Raw genomic sequence first — 16,337 nt, 5'->3', positions numbered from 1 at the left:
TGGGCGACACCCATAGTGAAGCGCTTAAGTTCGTCGGAGTCAAGGCCCCGTGATCACGGTGAGATCTCGCCGCTCAGCCCGCCGCGAGTCGCGCGGTGGTCCCGCGGGGCCGCAACGTCGGCGTGGAGTCGAGGAAGCTGCCGGCCTCGGCGCCGTCGATCACGGCGAACAACCGCCGCGCGACGTGCGCACCGAAGCTCGTCACGTCGTGGCTCAGTGCCGAGAGGCGGGGATAGGTGGCCTCGCACAGCGGGGAGTCATCCCACGCGATGATCGAGAGGTCCTGCGGCACCTGCAGTCCGAGCTCGCTCGCGACGCCGAGCCCGGCGAGAGCCATGACGTCGTTGTCGTAGATCATCGCGGACGGCCGGTCCGCGCTCGTGAGCAACGCCCGGGTGACCGTCGCCCCCTGGCCCGGGGTGTAGTCCGTGCGGACGATCTGGCCCTCGACCCCCAGCGCGGCGCTCTCCTCGCGGAACGCCTCGTCCCGGATGAAGGTGTGCCCGTAGCTCTGGACTCCGGAGACCCGGGCGATCCGGCGATGGCCCACCGCGCTCAGGTAGCGCACGGACTCCCGCATGGCCGCCGCGTCGTCGGTCCAGACGTTCGTCAGCCCCCCGGCCAGCGTCGTGTCCCCGACGACCACAGCAGGCAGGGCGCCCTCGCCCGCGAGCAGGGCGACCCGGGGGTCGTCGATCCGAGGGTCGACCATCACGACCCCGTCGACCCTGCGCGCCGCACGCCACGTGCGGTACGCGCGCATCTCGGCATCGAGATCCGGGACGACCTGCAGCAGCAGCGCGTACGAACGCTGCGAGAGCTCCGACTCGATCCCCGCGATGAACTGCATGTAGAACGACTCCACGCCCAGGGTGCTCGGGTGCCGGGCGAGGACGAGCCCGACCGTCTCGGTCCGGGCTCCCGACAACGACCGTGCCGCCGAGCTCGGCTCCCACCCGAGGTCGGCCGCGACACCGAGGATGCGCGCCCTCGTCTCCTTCGAGACGCCCGGACGGTTGTTGAGGGCGTAGGACACGGCCCCCGTGGACACGCCGGCGCGCTGGGCGATGTCGGCGATGGTGATGCGCCCCACGGCGGGCCTCCTCGATGCTGATGACGCTGGTGACGTTCCTTGACCGATACGGTACGACCTCGCGCAGGCCGTGGGCGACGGCGCGGCGAGCCAGGTCGGCGAGGTGGGCCGTGACGTGGAAAAGTTGACCCATGACCGGGTCACCAGCAACTCCCAGCACGCCACCCGTCGTCGTCCCCCCCGAGGTGCTCGCCGCGCTCGCGCAGGGGCGCGCGTTCGACCCGCACGCGGTCCTCGGCCCGCACCTGTCCCCTGATCCGGACGATCCGCGCGCCGTCGTGCGGGTGCTGCGCCCGCTGGCGGACGAGGTCACGGTCGTCCTGCCGGACGGAGAGCACGCCGCGACCCACGAGCAGGACGGGGTGTGGGTCGCCGTGGTGCCCGTCCCGACGGAGGTCGACGGCGCGGGCGGGACCGTCCGCCACGCCCCCGACTACCGGGTGCGGGCCCGCTACGGCGACGTGTCCACGACGGTCGACGACCCGTACCGGTTCTTGCCGACCCTGGGCGAGGTCGATCAGCACCTCCTGCGCGAGGGCCGCCACGAGGAGCTCTGGACGGTGCTCGGTGCGAACCTCGCCACCTACCCGAGCGTCCTCGGCGACACGAGCGGCACGGCGTTCGCCGTGTGGGCGCCCAACGCGCAGGCCGTGCGGGTGATCGGCGACTTCAACCACTGGTCGGGCACGCACGCGATGCGGACGCTGGGGTCCACGGGTGTGTGGGAGATCTTCGTGCCCGGCGTCGGCGCGGGCGACCGGTACAAGTTCGAGGTGCTCGGACCCGACGGCTCGTGGCGCCAGAAGGCCGACCCGCTCGCCAAGGGCACCGAGCTGCCGCCCGCGACCGCGAGCGTCGTCGTCGCCTCCGAGCACGTGTGGCACGACGACGACTGGATCGCGACGCGCCGCACGACCGACCCGCACAACGGGCCGCTGAGCGTCTACGAGGTCCACCTCGGGTCGTGGCGGCCGGGCCTGGGCTACCGCGAGCTCGCGGAGCAGCTCACCGCGTACGTCGTCGAGCAGGGGTTCACGCACGTCGAGCTCCTCCCGGTCGCCGAGCACCCCTTCGGCGGGTCGTGGGGCTACCAGGTGACGAGCTACTACGCCCCGACCTCGCGGTTCGGCCACCCGGACGACTTCCGCCACCTCGTGGACACGCTCCACCAGGCCGGCGTGGGCGTCGTCGTGGACTGGGTCCCTGCCCACTTCCCCAAGGACGAGTGGGCGCTCGCGCGGTTCGACGGCACGCCCCTCTACGAGCACCCGGACCCGCTGCGCGGCGAGCAGCCCGACTGGGGGACCTACGTCTTCGACTTCGGGCGCAACGAGGTCCGCAACTTCCTCGTCGCCAACGCGACCTACTGGTTCGAGGAGTTCCACGTCGACGCCCTGCGGGTGGATGCCGTCGCGTCGATGCTCTACCTGGACTACTCGCGCGGCCCTGGCCAGTGGCACCCCAACGTGCACGGCGGGCGCGAGAACCTCGAGGCGATCGCGTTCCTCCAGGAGACCAACGCCACGGCCTACCGCCGGACGCCCGGCGTGATGATGATCGCCGAGGAGTCCACCGCGTGGCCGGGCGTCACGCGCCCGACGTCGTCCGGCGGCCTGGGCTTCGGCCTCAAGTGGAACATGGGCTGGATGAACGACTCGCTGCGTTACGTCGCCGAGGAGCCGATCAACCGCCGCTACCACCACCACGAGATCACGTTCTCGATGGTGTACGCGTACTCGGAGCAGTTCGTCCTGCCGATCAGCCACGACGAGGTCGTGCACGGCAAGGGCTCGCTGTTCGGGCGGATGCCTGGCGACGACTGGCAGAAGCTCGCCGGCGTCCGGTCGTTCCTCGCCTACCAGTGGTCGCACCCGGGCAAGCAGCTGCTCTTCATGGGCAGCGAGTTCGCCCAGCGCGGCGAGTGGAACGAGGGCGCGAGCCTCGAGTGGCACCTGCTCGACGACGCCGGGCACGCGGGCGTGCTGCGCACCGTGCGCGACCTCAACGCCACCTACCGCGCGACGCCCGCGCTGTGGGAGCTGGACCACGACCCGGCGGGGTTCGAATGGCTCGACTCGGACGACGCGGACCACAACGTCCTCGCCTACGTGCGCCGCGCCCGCGACGGGAGCGAGGTCGCCGTCGTCGTGAACTTCGCCGGCACGCCGCACGAGGACTACCGCCTGCCGCTCCCCCGCGGCGGCGCGTGGCGTGAGCTGCTCAACACCGACGCGGAGATCTACGGCGGCTCGGGCGTCGGGAACCTCGGCGAGGTCGAGGCCGAGACGGTGCCCTGGAAGGGCCGGGCGCACTCGGTGCCGCTACGGGTCCCACCCCTGGGTGTGCTCTTCCTCACCCCCGTCGACTGACAGACGAAGAACCGGCGGCGGGGCGCGAACGCGCCTCGCCGCCGGGTTCGTGCGGACGGCGCCGCCGTCAGTACAGGCTGATCGCCAGGCGCTGGCGGGCCTTGACCACCCGTGGGTCCGTGGCGCCCACGATCTCGAAGTACTCGAGCAACCGGACGCGCAGCGCCTCCTTGGCGTCGGCGTCCGCACCCGGCAGGAGCTCGAGAAGTCGGGCGAAAGCGTCGTCGACCTTGCCGCCGAGCACGTCGAGGTCGGCCACCGCGAGCTGGGCTTCCACGTCGTCGGGCCGGTCCGCCGCAGCAGTGCGCACCTGCGTCAGGTCTCCCACCCGCGTCCGGACCAGGAGCCGGACCTGCGCGAGCCCCGCGACCGCGAGCGCGTCGCGCGGGTCCTGCTTGATGGCCTTCTCGTACGCGGCCACGGCGGCATCGAGGTCGTCGCGCTCGATCGCCTCGTACGCCTCCTGGTGCAGGGGCGGGAGCTCGGGCTCCTGCTCGGGCTGCTCCTCCTCGGCCACGGGGGTCTCCCCCTGCGCGGGGGCGCGGCCCGTGACGCCGTTCGCCTCGGCCGCCTGGACCACCTGGTCCAGGACGCCGCGGATCTGCTCGGCGGCGGCCGCTCCCTGGAAGAGGGGCACGGGCTGGCCCTGCAGGATCGCGACGACCGTCGGCACACCCTGGACCTGGAAGGCGGCGGCCACCTGCGGGGCCGCCTGCACGTCCACCCGGGCGAGCTGGAAGCGCCCGGCGTACTCGGCCGCGAGCGCTCCGAGATCCGTGCCGAGCTGCGCGCTCGCCTGGTCGGTGGGGAGCCAGAGCAGGACCACGACGGGGTAGCTCGACGAGGACTCGACGAGCTCGCCGAACGTCTCCTCGGTGACGTCCACGACGTAGCCGTCGGCTGCGGGGGCGCCACCCGGGGCGCCCGGGGGCGGGGACTGCGGGCGCGCGAGCGCCGCCAGGTCGACGGCGCCGCGCACGTCGAAGGTCGACTGCGGAGTGGGTTCGCTCATGGCTCCATAGTACGAACTCCGACGTGCCGCGGCGTCATTCGCGCGGCGCCTCAGCCCGTGGAGACCGCCGTCGCGACGTGCTCGGAGCCGACGGCCTGCATCAGCTCGTCGGAGTCCGCCGGGGGCACGTAGAGCGCCACGACGTCGATGTAGCGCACGTTGAGCTCGTTGGTCGGGTCCCGGTCGCCGAACAGCGAGCGCTCGGTCTCGGTGGCCGGCGAGATCTCGGCGTCCTCCTCCGCGGTGCGCGCCTCGCGCGAGGTGAGCCGCGCGACGACGAGCGCTCCGCCGTCCGCGGTGCGCACCGCGCGCACGGGCTCGTCGGAGACGGCCTCGAACGTCATCGTCATCGAGCCGTCGGCCGGCTCGAGCGCGTCGTTCTGCACCTCGGCGTACTCCTCGAGGAAGGTGCGGAACGGGTCCGCGCCGAAGTCCTCGTCGTACTCGGAGTCCTCGCCCAGGTTGAGCACGTCGACGTACTGCGCGACGGCGTCCGCCGGGCTGAGCGCGAGGCTCTCGTCATCGGGCCCGACGGCGTCGCTCCCGATCGACGGGTCGGCGAAGCTCGGCAGGGTCGTGCTCGGGAAGAGCCGGACCCAGCCCCACAGCTTGTACGGGTCGCGGGCGCCGGCCTGCTCGAAGACCATCAGTCGCGGCGACTGGAGGTCTTCCGGCTGGACGCTCACGGCGTACGACGTCCGCGGCCAGGTCTGTGTCGTCGGGACGACGAGCTGCTGGACCTCCGTCGGCAGAGCGGTGACGAGCGCTTCCTCGTCACGGTCCGCCGCGACCTTGAGCTGGCTCGTGCGGATGTCGAGCGCCGGGCCCGTCACCCGTGGGGCGAGCAGGTCCGGGTCGTTCTCGGCCACCGACGCCTCGAGCACCGATCCGACCTCCTCGAGCACCGCGAGGTCCTGGGCCTCTGTGAGGACCGGCGGCGGGGTCGCCGGGGACGCCTCCGGGTCGGGGGTCGGCACCGGCTGGGCGCACGCCGCGAGGGTGAGCGCCACCACGGCACCCGCGGCGATCCCGCCGAGGGTGCGAGGTGCGCGGCGGGGGCTGCGGGCCTTCATCGATCTCCTCCGGTCGTCGTGGACCCGGCGTCCGGGTCGTCCGCGCGCGCCGGGTCGGGCTGCGCGGCGTCGGCGGTCGTGCCACCGGTCTTCTGGAACCCCCAGGCCTTGCGCCAGGCGTCGGCGCTCGAGGCCGGCGGCGACGCCTGCGGGGCCGCAGAGGGCTCCACCGTCGGCTGGGCTGCGGTCGCGGGCCGGCGGTCCTTCGGGACGAGCGGGATCTGCCCCGTCATCCACCGCATCCGCGGGCGGTTGCGGGAGTCGGCCTCGCGCGTCGCGCGCTCGGCCTCCGCCTGCTCGCGCAGCTGTCGACGCGTGAGGGTCGACGTCGTCGGGCTGCCCTCGTCCAGGGTCGGGGTCGGCGCATCTGCCGTCGAGCGCCGGACCGGGCCGACGGCCGGCGAGCGGGTGCCGTTCGACACGCCGTCCGGCGCGCCGTTCTCGGCGGTGCCCGGGGTGCCGCCCGTCGTGGGGGTGCCACCGGCACCGACGGTCGTGCCGCGTGCCCCGCCTCGCCTCGACGACCCGCCGCGCGAGCGCAGCGAGACCACGAGCAGCGCGAGGCCGACGAGCGTGAGGAGCGAGCCGGCGATGACACCGGGCCACAGCCACGGCGTGGAGACCACGCGGGGCCAGGTGAGCTCGAGGACCGGCGCCACGGCGTCGTCCCCCGTCCCGGCGGCGATCAGGCGCCAGCGGCCGGGCTCGTCGGACCAGGTGAGGTTCGCGGTGCCCTCACCGGTCGCCTGGGCGAACCACATGTCGGAGCCTGCGGGGTCGGCGGCAGCGACGGGCTCGTCGGTGGCCGGCTCCTCGCCGTCGGCCGGCTCCTCGCTCGCCTCGGTGTCGGCGGGCTCCTCGGTGGCCTCACCGTCGGTGGGCTCCTCGGCGGGCTCGGGCTCGATCTCCCGGGTGGCCAGCGTCTCCCAGTCCGTCAGACCGGTCACCGCGGCGTGGACGTCCGGCCCGATCCACCCCTCGACGTCGACGTCACGTCCGATCGCGAGCGTCACACCCTGCTCGCCGGGGACCCGGGCGGTGATCGTCACCTCGTCGTCCACGAGGTCGAGGACACCGGGGTCCGTGACCAGGAAGGTCGCGTCGCCCGTGTACGCCGTCGAGGCGACCACCGTCTCGCTCTCGCGCCAGAGGGTCGCCGAGGCGATACCGAGGCCTATCCCGGCCACTCCGACCGCGATGAGGACGGCGGCGATGATTCGTTGCAGCACCGAGCTTCCCTTCGTCTTGGACCTTTTACAATAGATGCGAACCGCTCTCAGGATCGACAGCCGCGGCGCGGGCGACGATCCCTCACACACCGTTCACGAGCCCGCCGCGGGTCACCGACACGATCCGCGCCGCACCCTGCTGCTCCTCCACCCCGCGCCGGAGAAGGGCACGTCGGTCCGGACGACCGCTACTCGTTTTTCACCCGGCCCCGTATCCTTGGTCGAAGCACCACACGTCGGGACGAGTCCGGTGATCGGTCATCTGATCTGTCATCGCCCCGCCCGACCACGCGTTGCGACGATCGCAGCGCCGGCGTGGCCCCAGCCCACATCGGAGGTCTACACGTGTCTGACGAGCGCGCGCTCTTCCCCATCACCATGCGCGGCTACGACCGTGTGCAGGTGGAAAGCCAGCTGCACAAGCTCGAGAAGGCTCTGGAGGAGGCGCGCGACCGTGTCGAGGCGCTCGACGCGCACGCGATGCAGCTCCAGACGGAGCTCACCGAGTCGAAGCGTCGCGCCCAGGAAGCCGACCGCCCCTCCTACGCCGGGCTCGGCTCACGGATCGAGCAGCTCCTGCGATCGGCCGAGGAGCAGTCGGCGGACATCCTCTCGCAGGCCAACTCCCAGGCTGCCGACGTGATGGCGCGTGCCAAGCTCTCCGCGGGTCAGGTGCGTTCTCGCGCCGAGAACGAGGTCGGCGAGCTGCTCGCCTCCGCCCGTCGGGAGTCGGACGAGATCCGCTCGACGACGAGCGCCGAGGCCGAGAGCACGCTCATCAGCGCCCAGCGCCGTGCGGAGGAGCTCGTCGGATCCGCTGAGCGCGAGGCCGCCCGGATCCAGAGCGCCTTGTCGACCGAGGAGAGCGAGCGCCGCAGCAGCCTCGAGCGCGAGCTGGGGACGCTGCGCGCGACCTCCGAGCGGGAGACGACCGAGCTGCGGGTGAACACCGAGCGCGAGGCCGCGGAGCTCCGAGCACGGGTGGCCGCCGAGACCGCGGCGCAGCGTGAAGCTGCGGAACGCGAGTCCGCCGAACTGCTGGAGAACACCCGCCGGGAGGTCGAGCGGCAGGTGGCCGAAGCCAAGCGCATCGCGTCCGAGGCCGCCAACGCCGTCACCTCCGAGATGGAGGAGCTGCGCGAGCAGGCTCGTACCGCGCTCGCGGACGCCGAGCTCGAGGTCGCGACGAAGCGCGAGGCCGCCGAGAAGGAGAACGCCGAGCGGCACCGGATCGCCAAGGAGGAGACCGACCGTCTCGTCTCGACGGCCGAGGAGCACGCGGCAGAGGCTGAGAAGCGTGTCGCCCTGGCCCTCGAGCAGGCCGAGAAGGTGCGCGCGGAGTCCGACACCTACGTCAAGGACCTCATCGCGGGTGCCCGCCGCAACGCCGAGCAGGTCGTCGCGGAGGCCCGCGAGTTCGCGGACCAGACCGTCGGCGACGCCAAGGCCGAGGCCGAGCACCAGCGGGCCGCCGCCCAGCGCCAGCTCGAGGACCTCACGCGCCAGCACGAGTCGATCAACACCTACCTCGACGAGCTGCGGGGCCTGCTCGGTGACGGCGACGCCCAGGCGAAGGCATCCAAGCCCGCCGCACCGGCGATCTCCGGCACGCCGGCGCAGCGCGCCCGTGCGGCGGCGACGCTCCTGACCGCCGAGTTCCCGATCGTCGGCGAGGAGGACGCGAAGGCGGCCAAGGCCAAGACACGCCCGAGCGCCGCCTCGGACGAGTCCGAGGTCTCCGAGGCCGACGGGCCTGCCGAGGAGGACGCCGAGCAGCCCACCCCGGCGACGACGGCCTGACGGCCGTCCGACCCACCCGATGACCCCTCGCGACCCCGGCACCGGGACGAACGGTGCCCAGGACGACGAGCAGCAGGCGGCGGCGACCTCCCCGGAGGACGCCGCCGCCTGGCGTCGGCGACGCACCGAGGCCGCCGAGCAGCAGCAGCGTGCGCTGGCTCAGCGCCAGGCGCAGGAGTCTGCGGCGGCCGCGCGCCTGCTGGTGGAGTTCGTCGCCGAGGCCCGACGGCGCGGGCTCGACCCGGTCCCGCTGCGCGCCCGCTCCTACGGGGGCGGGGCGACGTACCGGACGCCGCTCACCGGCTGGTACCTGCGCAGGAACGAGTCGGTGGCGGTGGGCACCGACGGGACGTTCTACGTCCTGACCGTCGCCGGAGGGCTCAGGGCACGGTGGCGCGGCGCGCTCCCCGAGCCGTCGGACCCGCCGCTGGTGCTGGGCAAAGGCGGCCGGGACGGCGAGTCGATCGACCTCGCCGACGCCCTCGCGCTCGTCCTCGAGCGCGCCTGACCCTGCCGTCTCGACCCGCGCGAGCGCCCGCTAGGCCGCGCGGACGCGGTCGTGGAGGTCCGCCAGCGCGGCGGCCACGTCGGCCGGCGCCTCGATCGCGCTCATGTGGCCCGACCCCGGCACCTGCACGACGACCGTTCCGGCCGCCGCTGCCATGTGCTCCGCCTCCGCGGGCGGGGTCAGGGCATCCTCCTCGCCCACCACCACGGCGACCGGGCCGGTGAACCCGGTCAGCACCGCCGTGCGGTCCGGCCGCGCCGCCATCGCCCGCTGGGACCACGCGACACCCCCCGGCCGCTGCACACGGATCCACTCCTCCAGCCGCGCCGTCAGTCCGCCCCGTTCGTGCTTGCTCGTCTCCCCGAGCAGGACGCCAGGCATCCCGAGCACCGCGTCGACCGTCTGGTCCGAGTCCACCCGCGCGGCGATCCGCAGCCGGTTCGCCCGTGCCTCGTCGGTGTCGGCGGTCGACTTCGTGTCGACGAGGCCCAAACCGGTGACGAGCTCCGGGTGGCGCTCGGCCAGGGCGAGAGCGACGTATCCGCCCATCGACAGACCTGCGACCACGGCACGGTGGACACCGGCCGCACGGACGGTCGTGGCGACGGCGTCGGCGGACGCCTCGAGCGACGCCGGCTCGCCCCCGAGCGGGCTCGCCCCCGCGCCCGGCAGGTCCACGGCGAGGACGGTGGTCCCCGACGGGAGGTGCGCCACGACGTCGGACCACATGCGGTGGTCGAGGGGGAACCCGTGCAGCAGCAGCAGCGGCACACCGTGCCCCTCCTGCAGCGTGAACAGCTCGAGCGGTGCGGTGGTCATGGCGTGCTCCTCGTCGTCGTGGGTCGCTCGGTCGGTGGTGCCGTCGTCGTTCCGTCGAGACGACGGGGTCGGTCGGTCAGTCGGGCGTGCCGTCGTCGCGCGACGCCGCGTAGCTCGCCTCGTCGCTGGCCGCGGTGTCGGAGTCGGCGGTGGCGGCACCGCTGCCGGACCACGTCGTCGGCAGGGGGACGGGGTGCTCGGGCAGGACGTGCGCGACGATCTCGTCGAGGACGCGACGCACCGACGGCTCCCCCACCCACAGGTGCTTGGCCCCCTCCACACCGATCACCTCGGCCTGCCGCACCCGTGCGAAGCGCTCGCGGGCCTCGTCCGGGCGCAGGTAGTCGTCGAGCTCGGGGACGAGCACGACGAGCGGCTTGCCGAACGCGTCCCAGCGGTCGAGGTCGGCGTCCGTGGCCCGGTGCAGCGGCGGCGAGAGCAGGATCGCGCCCTCGATCGACGGGTCCGCGCCGTGCTTGAGGACGAGCTCGGTGCCGAACGACCACCCCACGAGCCAGCGCCTGGGCAGGTCGCGGAACTCGGCGAGCTCGATCGCCGCGGCGACGTCGAACCGCTCGGCCTCGCCGCCGTCGAACGTCCCCTCGCTCGTCCCCCGGGGCGAGGACGTGCCGCGGGTGTTGAACCGCAGGACGGCGAGGTCGGCGAGAGCCGGGAGCCGCCACGCCGCCTTGCGGTAGACGTGCGAGTCCATGTAGCCGCCGTGCGTGGGCAGCGGGTGGAGGGTGACGAGCGTGGCGACCGGCGGCGCGGCCTCGGGCAGCGCGAGCTCGCCGACGAGGGTCAGTCCGTCCGCGGTGTGGAGCTCGATGTCCTCCCGGCGTGCGGGCAGCACGGTCAGGGAGCGGATCGGTTCGGCGGCGCCCGCGGCGCTGTGCGCGTTCATCACGTCCGAGCCTAACCGCCCGTCCGTCGCCCGTCGGCTGCGGGCTTCAGCGACGGCGTCCGCGCGCGCGCCAGCAGCCGGAGTGCCAGTGGCGGCGCTCGCCGAGGGCGTGCTCGTCCGAGAACCAGGAGTCGTTGCGCCAGACGACGACGTGGCCGGTGCCCGCGGGGATCTGCTGGTTGCACCCCGGGCACAGGTACTGCTTCTCGCTGCCGCGCACGGTCCGCACCGACCACTCGCCGTCGGGCCCGGACTCCGCGCGCATCTGGCCGAGCGCACGGTCGAGGTCGAGCGGCGGGTGGCTACCGTCGCGGGGCCTGCGACGGGACGGACGACGTGACGGCACCTTCCCATTGTCCACGCTCCGGGAGGGTCACCGCCTGCTGGCGCGGACGGGTCCAGCCGACTCCCAGCCTCGGCCGCTAGAGTGTTCGCGTCCGGCGCCCGCCACCACCTGGCGGACAGCGCCACCTCGACGTTAGGACCCCCCACGTGAAGCACCGCACCACGCGCGGCGTCGCCGCGCTCGCGCTCGGAGCAGCGCTCGTCCTGTCCGGCTGCGGCTCCGACAGCGACGCCCCGGCGGACGACGCCACCACCACGGCCACGGACCCCACGGCGGACGTCCCCGAGGCGTCGCCCGAGGACATCGCGGCGCTGGAGGCCGTCACGATCACCGGCGACGCCGGCTCCGAGCCGACGGTGGAGTTCGAGACCCCGTTCGAGGTGTCGGCCACGGTCGCGATCCTCGACACGCCGGGCACGGGTGCCGACCTCGAGGACGGCCAGAAGCTCAGCATCGACTACGTCTCCTACAACGGGGCCGACGGCGAGAAGAACGGCTCGACGTGGGAGGGCGGCACGCCCGACTCGATCACCCTGGGCGACCAGTCGATCTTCCCGCAGCTCAACGAGGTGCTGTCCGGTCAGCAGATCGGCGCCCGCATCGTCTTCGCGAACCCGGTCGACATGGGCGACGGGACGAGCTCGGTCGAGCTGCTCGTGGTCGAGGTCTCCGACGCGCAGAACATCCCGGACCGCGCCGAGGGCGAGGCCGTGGAGCCTGAGGACGGGCTGCCGACCGTCACCCTGGGTGAGGACGGCACGCCGAGCATCGAGATTCCCGAGGGCTACGAGGCTCCTGACGAGCTCATCGTCCAGCCGCTCATCACCGGTGACGGCGCCGAGGTGACCGAGGAGCAGACGGTCACGGCGCACTACACCGGCTGGACGTTCGACGGCGAGGTGTTCGACTCGTCCTGGGAGCGTGGCACGCCCACCGACTTCCCGCTGACCGGTGTCATCGCCGGCTGGACCCAGGGCATCGCCGGCCAGACGGTCGGCAGCCAGGTCCTGCTCGTCATCCCCTCGGACCTCGCCTACGGCGCCGACGGCACCCCTGACGGCTCCATCGCCCCCGACTCGCCGCTGATCTTCGTGGTGGACATCCTCGCGGCGCAGTAGTCGCTCAGCAGCAGCCGCGACGTACCGACGTCACGGCAGCACGCACGACGGCCGTCTCCCTGTCGGGAGGCGGCCGTCGTGCGTCGTGGTGAGTCGCCGTAGAGTCGGGGCATGACGATCCAGGACGGCGCCAGGGGCGCAGCAGAGGACCTCGCGCCGGAGCGTGAGGTCCTCACGTGGGACGCCTTCGGGGCGGCTGCCCGAGAGCTCGCCGAGCAGGTCGTGGCGAGCGGGTTCCGGCCCGACGTGGTCGTCGCCATCGCTCGCGGCGGCCTGGTGCCCGGGGGCGCCGTGGCCTACGCCCTGGGCACCAAGGGCGTCGGCACGCTGAACGTCGAGTTCTACACGGACATCGGCCAGACGTTGCCGGACCCGCGCGTCCTTCCGCCGCTCATGGACACGTCCGAGCTGCCGGGGTCGCGCGTCCTCGTGGTCGACGACGTCGCCGACTCGGGCCGGACCCTCGCCCTGGTGATGGAGATGCTCGACGGGCACGGCACCGAGGCCCGGTCGGCGGTGCTCTACACGAAGCCGCGCTCGATCGTCCGGCCGGACTACTCGTGGAAGGACACCGACCTGTGGATCACGTTCCCGTGGTCGGCGGACCCGCCAGTCGACGGCGCACAGCCCCGCCCGGCCGACTGACCGGTGTACGACGACGGCCGCCGTCCCTCGCGGGGCGGCGGTCGTCGGTGTCTGTGGGTACCGGTGCCGGTGTCGAATGGCGACCGGGTCAGAAGTCCCAGTCGTCGTCCTCGGTGTTCACGGCCTTGCCGATGACGTACGACGAACCGGACCCGGAGAAGAAGTCGTGGTTCTCGTCGGCGTTCGGCGAGAGCGCGGAGAGGATCGCCGGGTTGACGTCGGTCTCGTCCTTGGGGAACAGGGCCTCGTAGCCGAGGTTCATGAGCGCCTTGTTGGCGTTGTACCGCAGGAACTTCTTGACGTCCTCGGTGAGGCCGACGCCGTCGTAGAGGTCCTCGGTGTACTGCACCTCGTTGTCGTACAGCTCGAAGAGCAGCTCGAACGTGTAGGCCTTGAGCTCGTCGCGCTCCTCCGGGGAGAGCTTCTCGAGGCCCTTCTGGAACTTGTAGCCGATGTAGTACCCGTGCACGGCCTCGTCGCGGATGATGAGGCGGATGAGGTCGGCCGTGTTCGTCAGCTTGGCGCGCGACGACCAGTACATCGGCAGGTAGAAGCCGGAGTAGAACAGGAACGACTCGAGGAGCGTGCTCGCGACCTTGCGCTTGAGCGGCGAGTCACCCTTGTAGTACTCCATGACGATCTCGGCCTTGCGCTGCAGGTTCGGGTTCTCCTCCGACCAGCGGAACGCGTCGTCGATGTCGCGTGTCGAGCACAGCGTCGAGAAGATCGACGAGTAGCTCTTCGCGTGCACGGACTCCATGAACGCGATGTTCGTGTACACGGCCTCCTCGTGCGGCGTCAGCGCGTCCGGGATGAGGCTCACCGCGCCCACGGTCCCCTGGATCGTGTCGAGCAGCGTCAGGCCGGTGAAGACGCGCATCGTCAGCGTCTTCTCCTGCTCCGTCAACGTCGCCCAGCTCTGGATGTCGTTGGAGACCGGCACCTTCTCGGGGAGCCAGAAGTTCCCGACGAGCCGGTCCCAGACCTCGAGGTCCTTCTCGTCCTCGAGACGGTTCCAGTTGATCGCGCTCACGCGATCGATGAGCTTGAGCTTCCCCGTGGGTGACATCGACTTCTTCTCTCCTGCTAAACCCGGACCGACCGGGAGACGAACTGTGGGACGAACGCTACGCCGTCGAGCACCGGACAGGTGCCCCGAGAACGGACGAGCTGCGCCGGGAACGGCCGGCGCGGAGGGGGTCGCGGGTCATGGCGGGTCTGGCGGGAGGCCGCGAGGAACGAGCGGCCGGATGGTAGACCCGCGACCCCCTCCGCAGAGGCCGTGGACGTCGCACGACGCGACGACTAGCTCACAGCATGCAGCTGACGCAGTTCTCGACCTCGGTGCCCTCGAGCGCGAGCTGACGCAGACGGATGTAGTAGAGCGTCTTGATGCCCTTGCGCCACGCGTAGATCTGCGCGCGGTTGACGTCGCGCGTCGTCACGGTGTCCTTGAAGAACAGCGTGAGGCTCAGACCCTGGTCGACGTGCTGCGTCGCCGCGGCGTAGGTGTCGATGATCTTCTCGTACCCGATCTCGTACGCGTCCTGGTAGTACTCCAGGTTGTCGTTCGTCAGGTACGGCGCCGGGTAGTAGACGCGACCGATCTTGCCTTCCTTGCGGATCTCGATCTTCGCGGCGACGGGGTGGATCGACGACGTGGAGTTGTTGATGTACGAGATCGAGCCCGTCGGCGGCACGGCCTGGAGGTTCTGGTTGTAGATCCCGTGCTCGCGCACGGAGGCTGCCAGGGCCTTCCAGTCGTCCTGCGTCGGGATGTGGACCTCGGCGTCGGCGAAGAGCTGGCGCACGCGGTCGGTGGCCGGCTCCCACACCTGGTCGGTGTACTTGGTGAAGTACTCGCCGCTGGCGTAGGCGGACTCCTCGAAGCCGAGGAAGGCCTGGCCCCGCTCGATCGCGAGCCGGTTCGACGCCGCGATCGCGTGGTAGGCGACGGTGTAGAAATAGATGTTCGTGAAGTCGACGCCCTCGGTGGAGCCGTAGTGGATGCGCTCGCGGGCGAGGTATCCGTGCAGGTTCATCTGCCCGAGGCCGATCGCGTGGCCACCGTCGTTGGCCCGCTTGATGGACGGCACGGACTCGATGCTCGTCTGGTCCGAGACCGCGGTGAGGGCCCGGATCGAGGTGTCGATCGTCTTCGCGAAGTCGGGTGAGTCCATCGCCTTGGCGATGTTGAGCGAGCCGAGGTTGCAGGAGATGTCCCGGCCGACGTGGTCGTAGGACAGGTCCTCGTTGAACGTCGACGGCGTGGAGACCTGGAGGATCTCCGAGCAGAGGTTCGAGTGGGTGATGCGGCCCTTGATGGGGTTCGCACGGTTCACCGTGTCCTCGAACATGATGTACGGGTAGCCGGACTCGAACTGGAGCTCGGCGAGCGTCTGGAAGAAGTCTCGGGCCTTGATCTTCGTCTTGCGGATGCGCGAGTCGTCGACCATCTCGTCGTACTTCTCGCTGATGGACACGTCCGCGAAGGGCTTGCCGTAGACGCGCTCGACGTCGTAGGGCGAGAAGAGGTACATGTCCTCGTTCTTCTTCGCCAGCTCGAACGTGATGTCGGGGATGACGACGCCCAGGGAGAGGGTCTTGATGCGGATCTTCTCGTCGGCGTTCTCACGCTTGGTGTCGAGGAAGCGCAGGATGTCGGGGTGGTGCGCGTGGAGGTACACGGCACCGGCGCCCTGGCGTGCTCCGAGCTGGTTGGCGTAGGAGAAGGAGTCCTCCAGGAGCTTCATCACGGGGATGACGCCGGACGACTGGTTCTCGATGTGCTTGATGGGGGCGCCGTGCTCGCGGATGTTGGAGAGCAGGAGCGCCACGCCGCCGCCGCGCTTGGAGAGCTGCAGCGCGGAGTTGATGCCGCGCGCGATCGACTCCATGTTGTCCTCGATGCGCAGCAGGAAGCAGGAGACGGGCTCGCCGCGCTGCGCCTTGCCGACGTTGAGGAACGTCGGGGTCGCGGGCTGGAAGCGCCCGGAGATGATCTCCTCGACGAAGTCGAGCGCACGCTGCTCGTCGCCGTCGGCGAGGCCGAGGGCGACCATGCAGACCCGGTCCTCGAAGCGCTCGAGGTAGCGCTTCCCGTCGAAGGTCTTGAGCGTGTACGACGTGTAGTACTTGAAGGCGCCGAGGAACGTCTCGAAGCGGAACTTCTTGGAGTAGGCGAACTCGAAGAGCGACTTCACGAACGCGCGGTCGTACTTCGCGAGGACCGCGGGGTCGTAGTACTTGTTGTCGACCAGGTACTCGAGCTTCTCCGCGAGGTCGTGGAAGAAGACCGTGTTCTGGTTGACGTGCTGCAGGAAGTACTGGCGTGCGGCCTGGCGGTCCTTGTCGAACTGGATCTCACCGTTGGGGCCGTAGAGGTTCAGCATCGCGTTGAGCGCGTGGTAGTCCATCTCCG

Annotated in this window: 14 protein-coding genes; 5 read left to right on the top strand and 9 right to left on the bottom strand. The window is 71.4% G+C overall.

All coding sequences use genetic code 11. The features are described 5' to 3' along the window. Nucleotides 1–73: 73 nt before the first annotated feature. Complete coding sequence (locus OHL10_RS09375; protein ID WP_265521930.1) at nucleotides 74–1,093, bottom strand: LacI family DNA-binding transcriptional regulator; 1,020 nt, start codon at nucleotides 1,091–1,093, stop codon at nucleotides 74–76. 131 nt (nucleotides 1,094–1,224) lie between these two features. Between OHL10_RS09375 and glgB the strand changes: the two genes are divergently transcribed. Beyond that, a complete protein-coding gene (glgB, locus tag OHL10_RS09370; protein WP_265521929.1) occupies nucleotides 1,225–3,462 on the top strand; it encodes a 1,4-alpha-glucan branching protein GlgB in 2,238 nt (745 codons plus the stop codon). A gap of 67 nt (nucleotides 3,463–3,529) precedes the next feature. Here the strand turns inward: glgB and OHL10_RS09365 are convergent, their stop codons facing one another. The 3 genes from OHL10_RS09365 to OHL10_RS09355 are packed head-to-tail and all read right to left on the bottom strand — an operon-like array spanning nucleotide 3,530 to nucleotide 6,776. Beyond that, nucleotides 3,530–4,474, bottom strand: a complete 945-nt coding sequence (locus OHL10_RS09365; protein WP_265521928.1) for a co-chaperone YbbN — start codon at nucleotides 4,472–4,474, stop codon at nucleotides 3,530–3,532. Nucleotides 4,475–4,524: 50 nt separating this feature from the next. Then, complete coding sequence (locus OHL10_RS09360; RefSeq protein ID WP_265521927.1) at nucleotides 4,525–5,547, bottom strand: DUF8094 domain-containing protein; 1,023 nt, start codon at nucleotides 5,545–5,547, stop codon at nucleotides 4,525–4,527. After that, nucleotides 5,544–6,776: a hypothetical protein gene (locus OHL10_RS09355; protein ID WP_265521926.1), complete on the bottom strand. Its 1,233-nt coding sequence runs from the start codon at nucleotides 6,774–6,776 to the stop codon at nucleotides 5,544–5,546. The genes OHL10_RS09360 and OHL10_RS09355 overlap by 4 nt, the downstream gene beginning before the upstream one ends. Before the next feature lie 345 nt (nucleotides 6,777–7,121). On the opposite strand from OHL10_RS09355, the gene OHL10_RS09350 reads away from it, so the two are divergent. Together OHL10_RS09350 and OHL10_RS09345 are read left to right on the top strand one after the other, a co-directional pair. Beyond that, nucleotides 7,122–8,576 (top strand): coiled-coil domain-containing protein, encoded by a 1,455-nt coding sequence (locus OHL10_RS09350; RefSeq protein WP_265521925.1) that lies wholly within the window; start codon nucleotides 7,122–7,124, stop codon nucleotides 8,574–8,576. A 19-nt stretch (nucleotides 8,577–8,595) separates the two neighbouring features. Then, entirely contained in the window at nucleotides 8,596–9,084 is a 489-nt protein-coding gene (locus tag OHL10_RS09345; protein WP_265521924.1) for a hypothetical protein, read from the top strand. A gap of 30 nt (nucleotides 9,085–9,114) precedes the next feature. Here OHL10_RS09345 and OHL10_RS09340 read toward each other — a convergent pair whose 3' ends face one another. From OHL10_RS09340 to OHL10_RS09330, 3 genes are all read right to left on the bottom strand, one after another. Continuing rightward, nucleotides 9,115–9,903 (bottom strand): alpha/beta fold hydrolase, encoded by a 789-nt coding sequence (locus tag OHL10_RS09340; RefSeq protein WP_265521923.1) that lies wholly within the window; start codon nucleotides 9,901–9,903, stop codon nucleotides 9,115–9,117. 76 nt (nucleotides 9,904–9,979) lie between these two features. Continuing rightward, entirely contained in the window at nucleotides 9,980–10,807 is an 828-nt protein-coding gene (locus OHL10_RS09335) for an alpha/beta hydrolase (RefSeq protein WP_265521922.1), read from the bottom strand. A 46-nt stretch (nucleotides 10,808–10,853) separates the two neighbouring features. After that, nucleotides 10,854–11,153 (bottom strand): hypothetical protein, encoded by a 300-nt coding sequence (locus OHL10_RS09330; protein WP_265521921.1) that lies wholly within the window; start codon nucleotides 11,151–11,153, stop codon nucleotides 10,854–10,856. Nucleotides 11,154–11,299: 146 nt separating this feature from the next. Here OHL10_RS09330 and OHL10_RS09325 point away from each other — a divergent pair, with 146 nt between their 5' ends. Beyond that, nucleotides 11,300–12,271 carry an FKBP-type peptidyl-prolyl cis-trans isomerase gene (locus OHL10_RS09325; RefSeq protein ID WP_265521920.1) on the top strand — a complete coding sequence of 324 codons (972 nt, stop codon included), beginning with the start codon at nucleotides 11,300–11,302 and terminating at the stop codon, nucleotides 12,269–12,271. A 111-nt stretch (nucleotides 12,272–12,382) separates the two neighbouring features. Beyond that, nucleotides 12,383–12,916, top strand: coding sequence for a phosphoribosyltransferase (locus OHL10_RS09320; protein ID WP_265521919.1), 534 nt, complete (start codon nucleotides 12,383–12,385; stop codon nucleotides 12,914–12,916). Nucleotides 12,917–13,004: 88 nt separating this feature from the next. Here the strand turns inward: OHL10_RS09320 and nrdF are convergent, their stop codons facing one another. Together nrdF and nrdE are read right to left on the bottom strand one after the other, a co-directional pair. Beyond that, a complete protein-coding gene (gene nrdF / locus OHL10_RS09315; protein ID WP_265521918.1) occupies nucleotides 13,005–13,985 on the bottom strand; it encodes a class 1b ribonucleoside-diphosphate reductase subunit beta in 981 nt (326 codons plus the stop codon). A 241-nt stretch (nucleotides 13,986–14,226) separates the two neighbouring features. Continuing rightward, on the bottom strand, nucleotides 14,227–16,332 hold the full coding sequence (gene nrdE, locus OHL10_RS09310; protein ID WP_265521993.1) for a class 1b ribonucleoside-diphosphate reductase subunit alpha: 2,106 nt from the start codon (nucleotides 16,330–16,332) through the stop codon (nucleotides 14,227–14,229). Nucleotides 16,333–16,337: the final 5 nt, after the last annotated feature.

The organism is Oerskovia flava, assembly GCF_026163685.1.
In the GTDB taxonomy this organism is placed as follows: domain Bacteria; phylum Actinomycetota; class Actinomycetes; order Actinomycetales; family Cellulomonadaceae; genus Oerskovia_A; species Oerskovia_A flava.
This window is presented reverse-complemented; position numbering and strand designations above follow the sequence as displayed.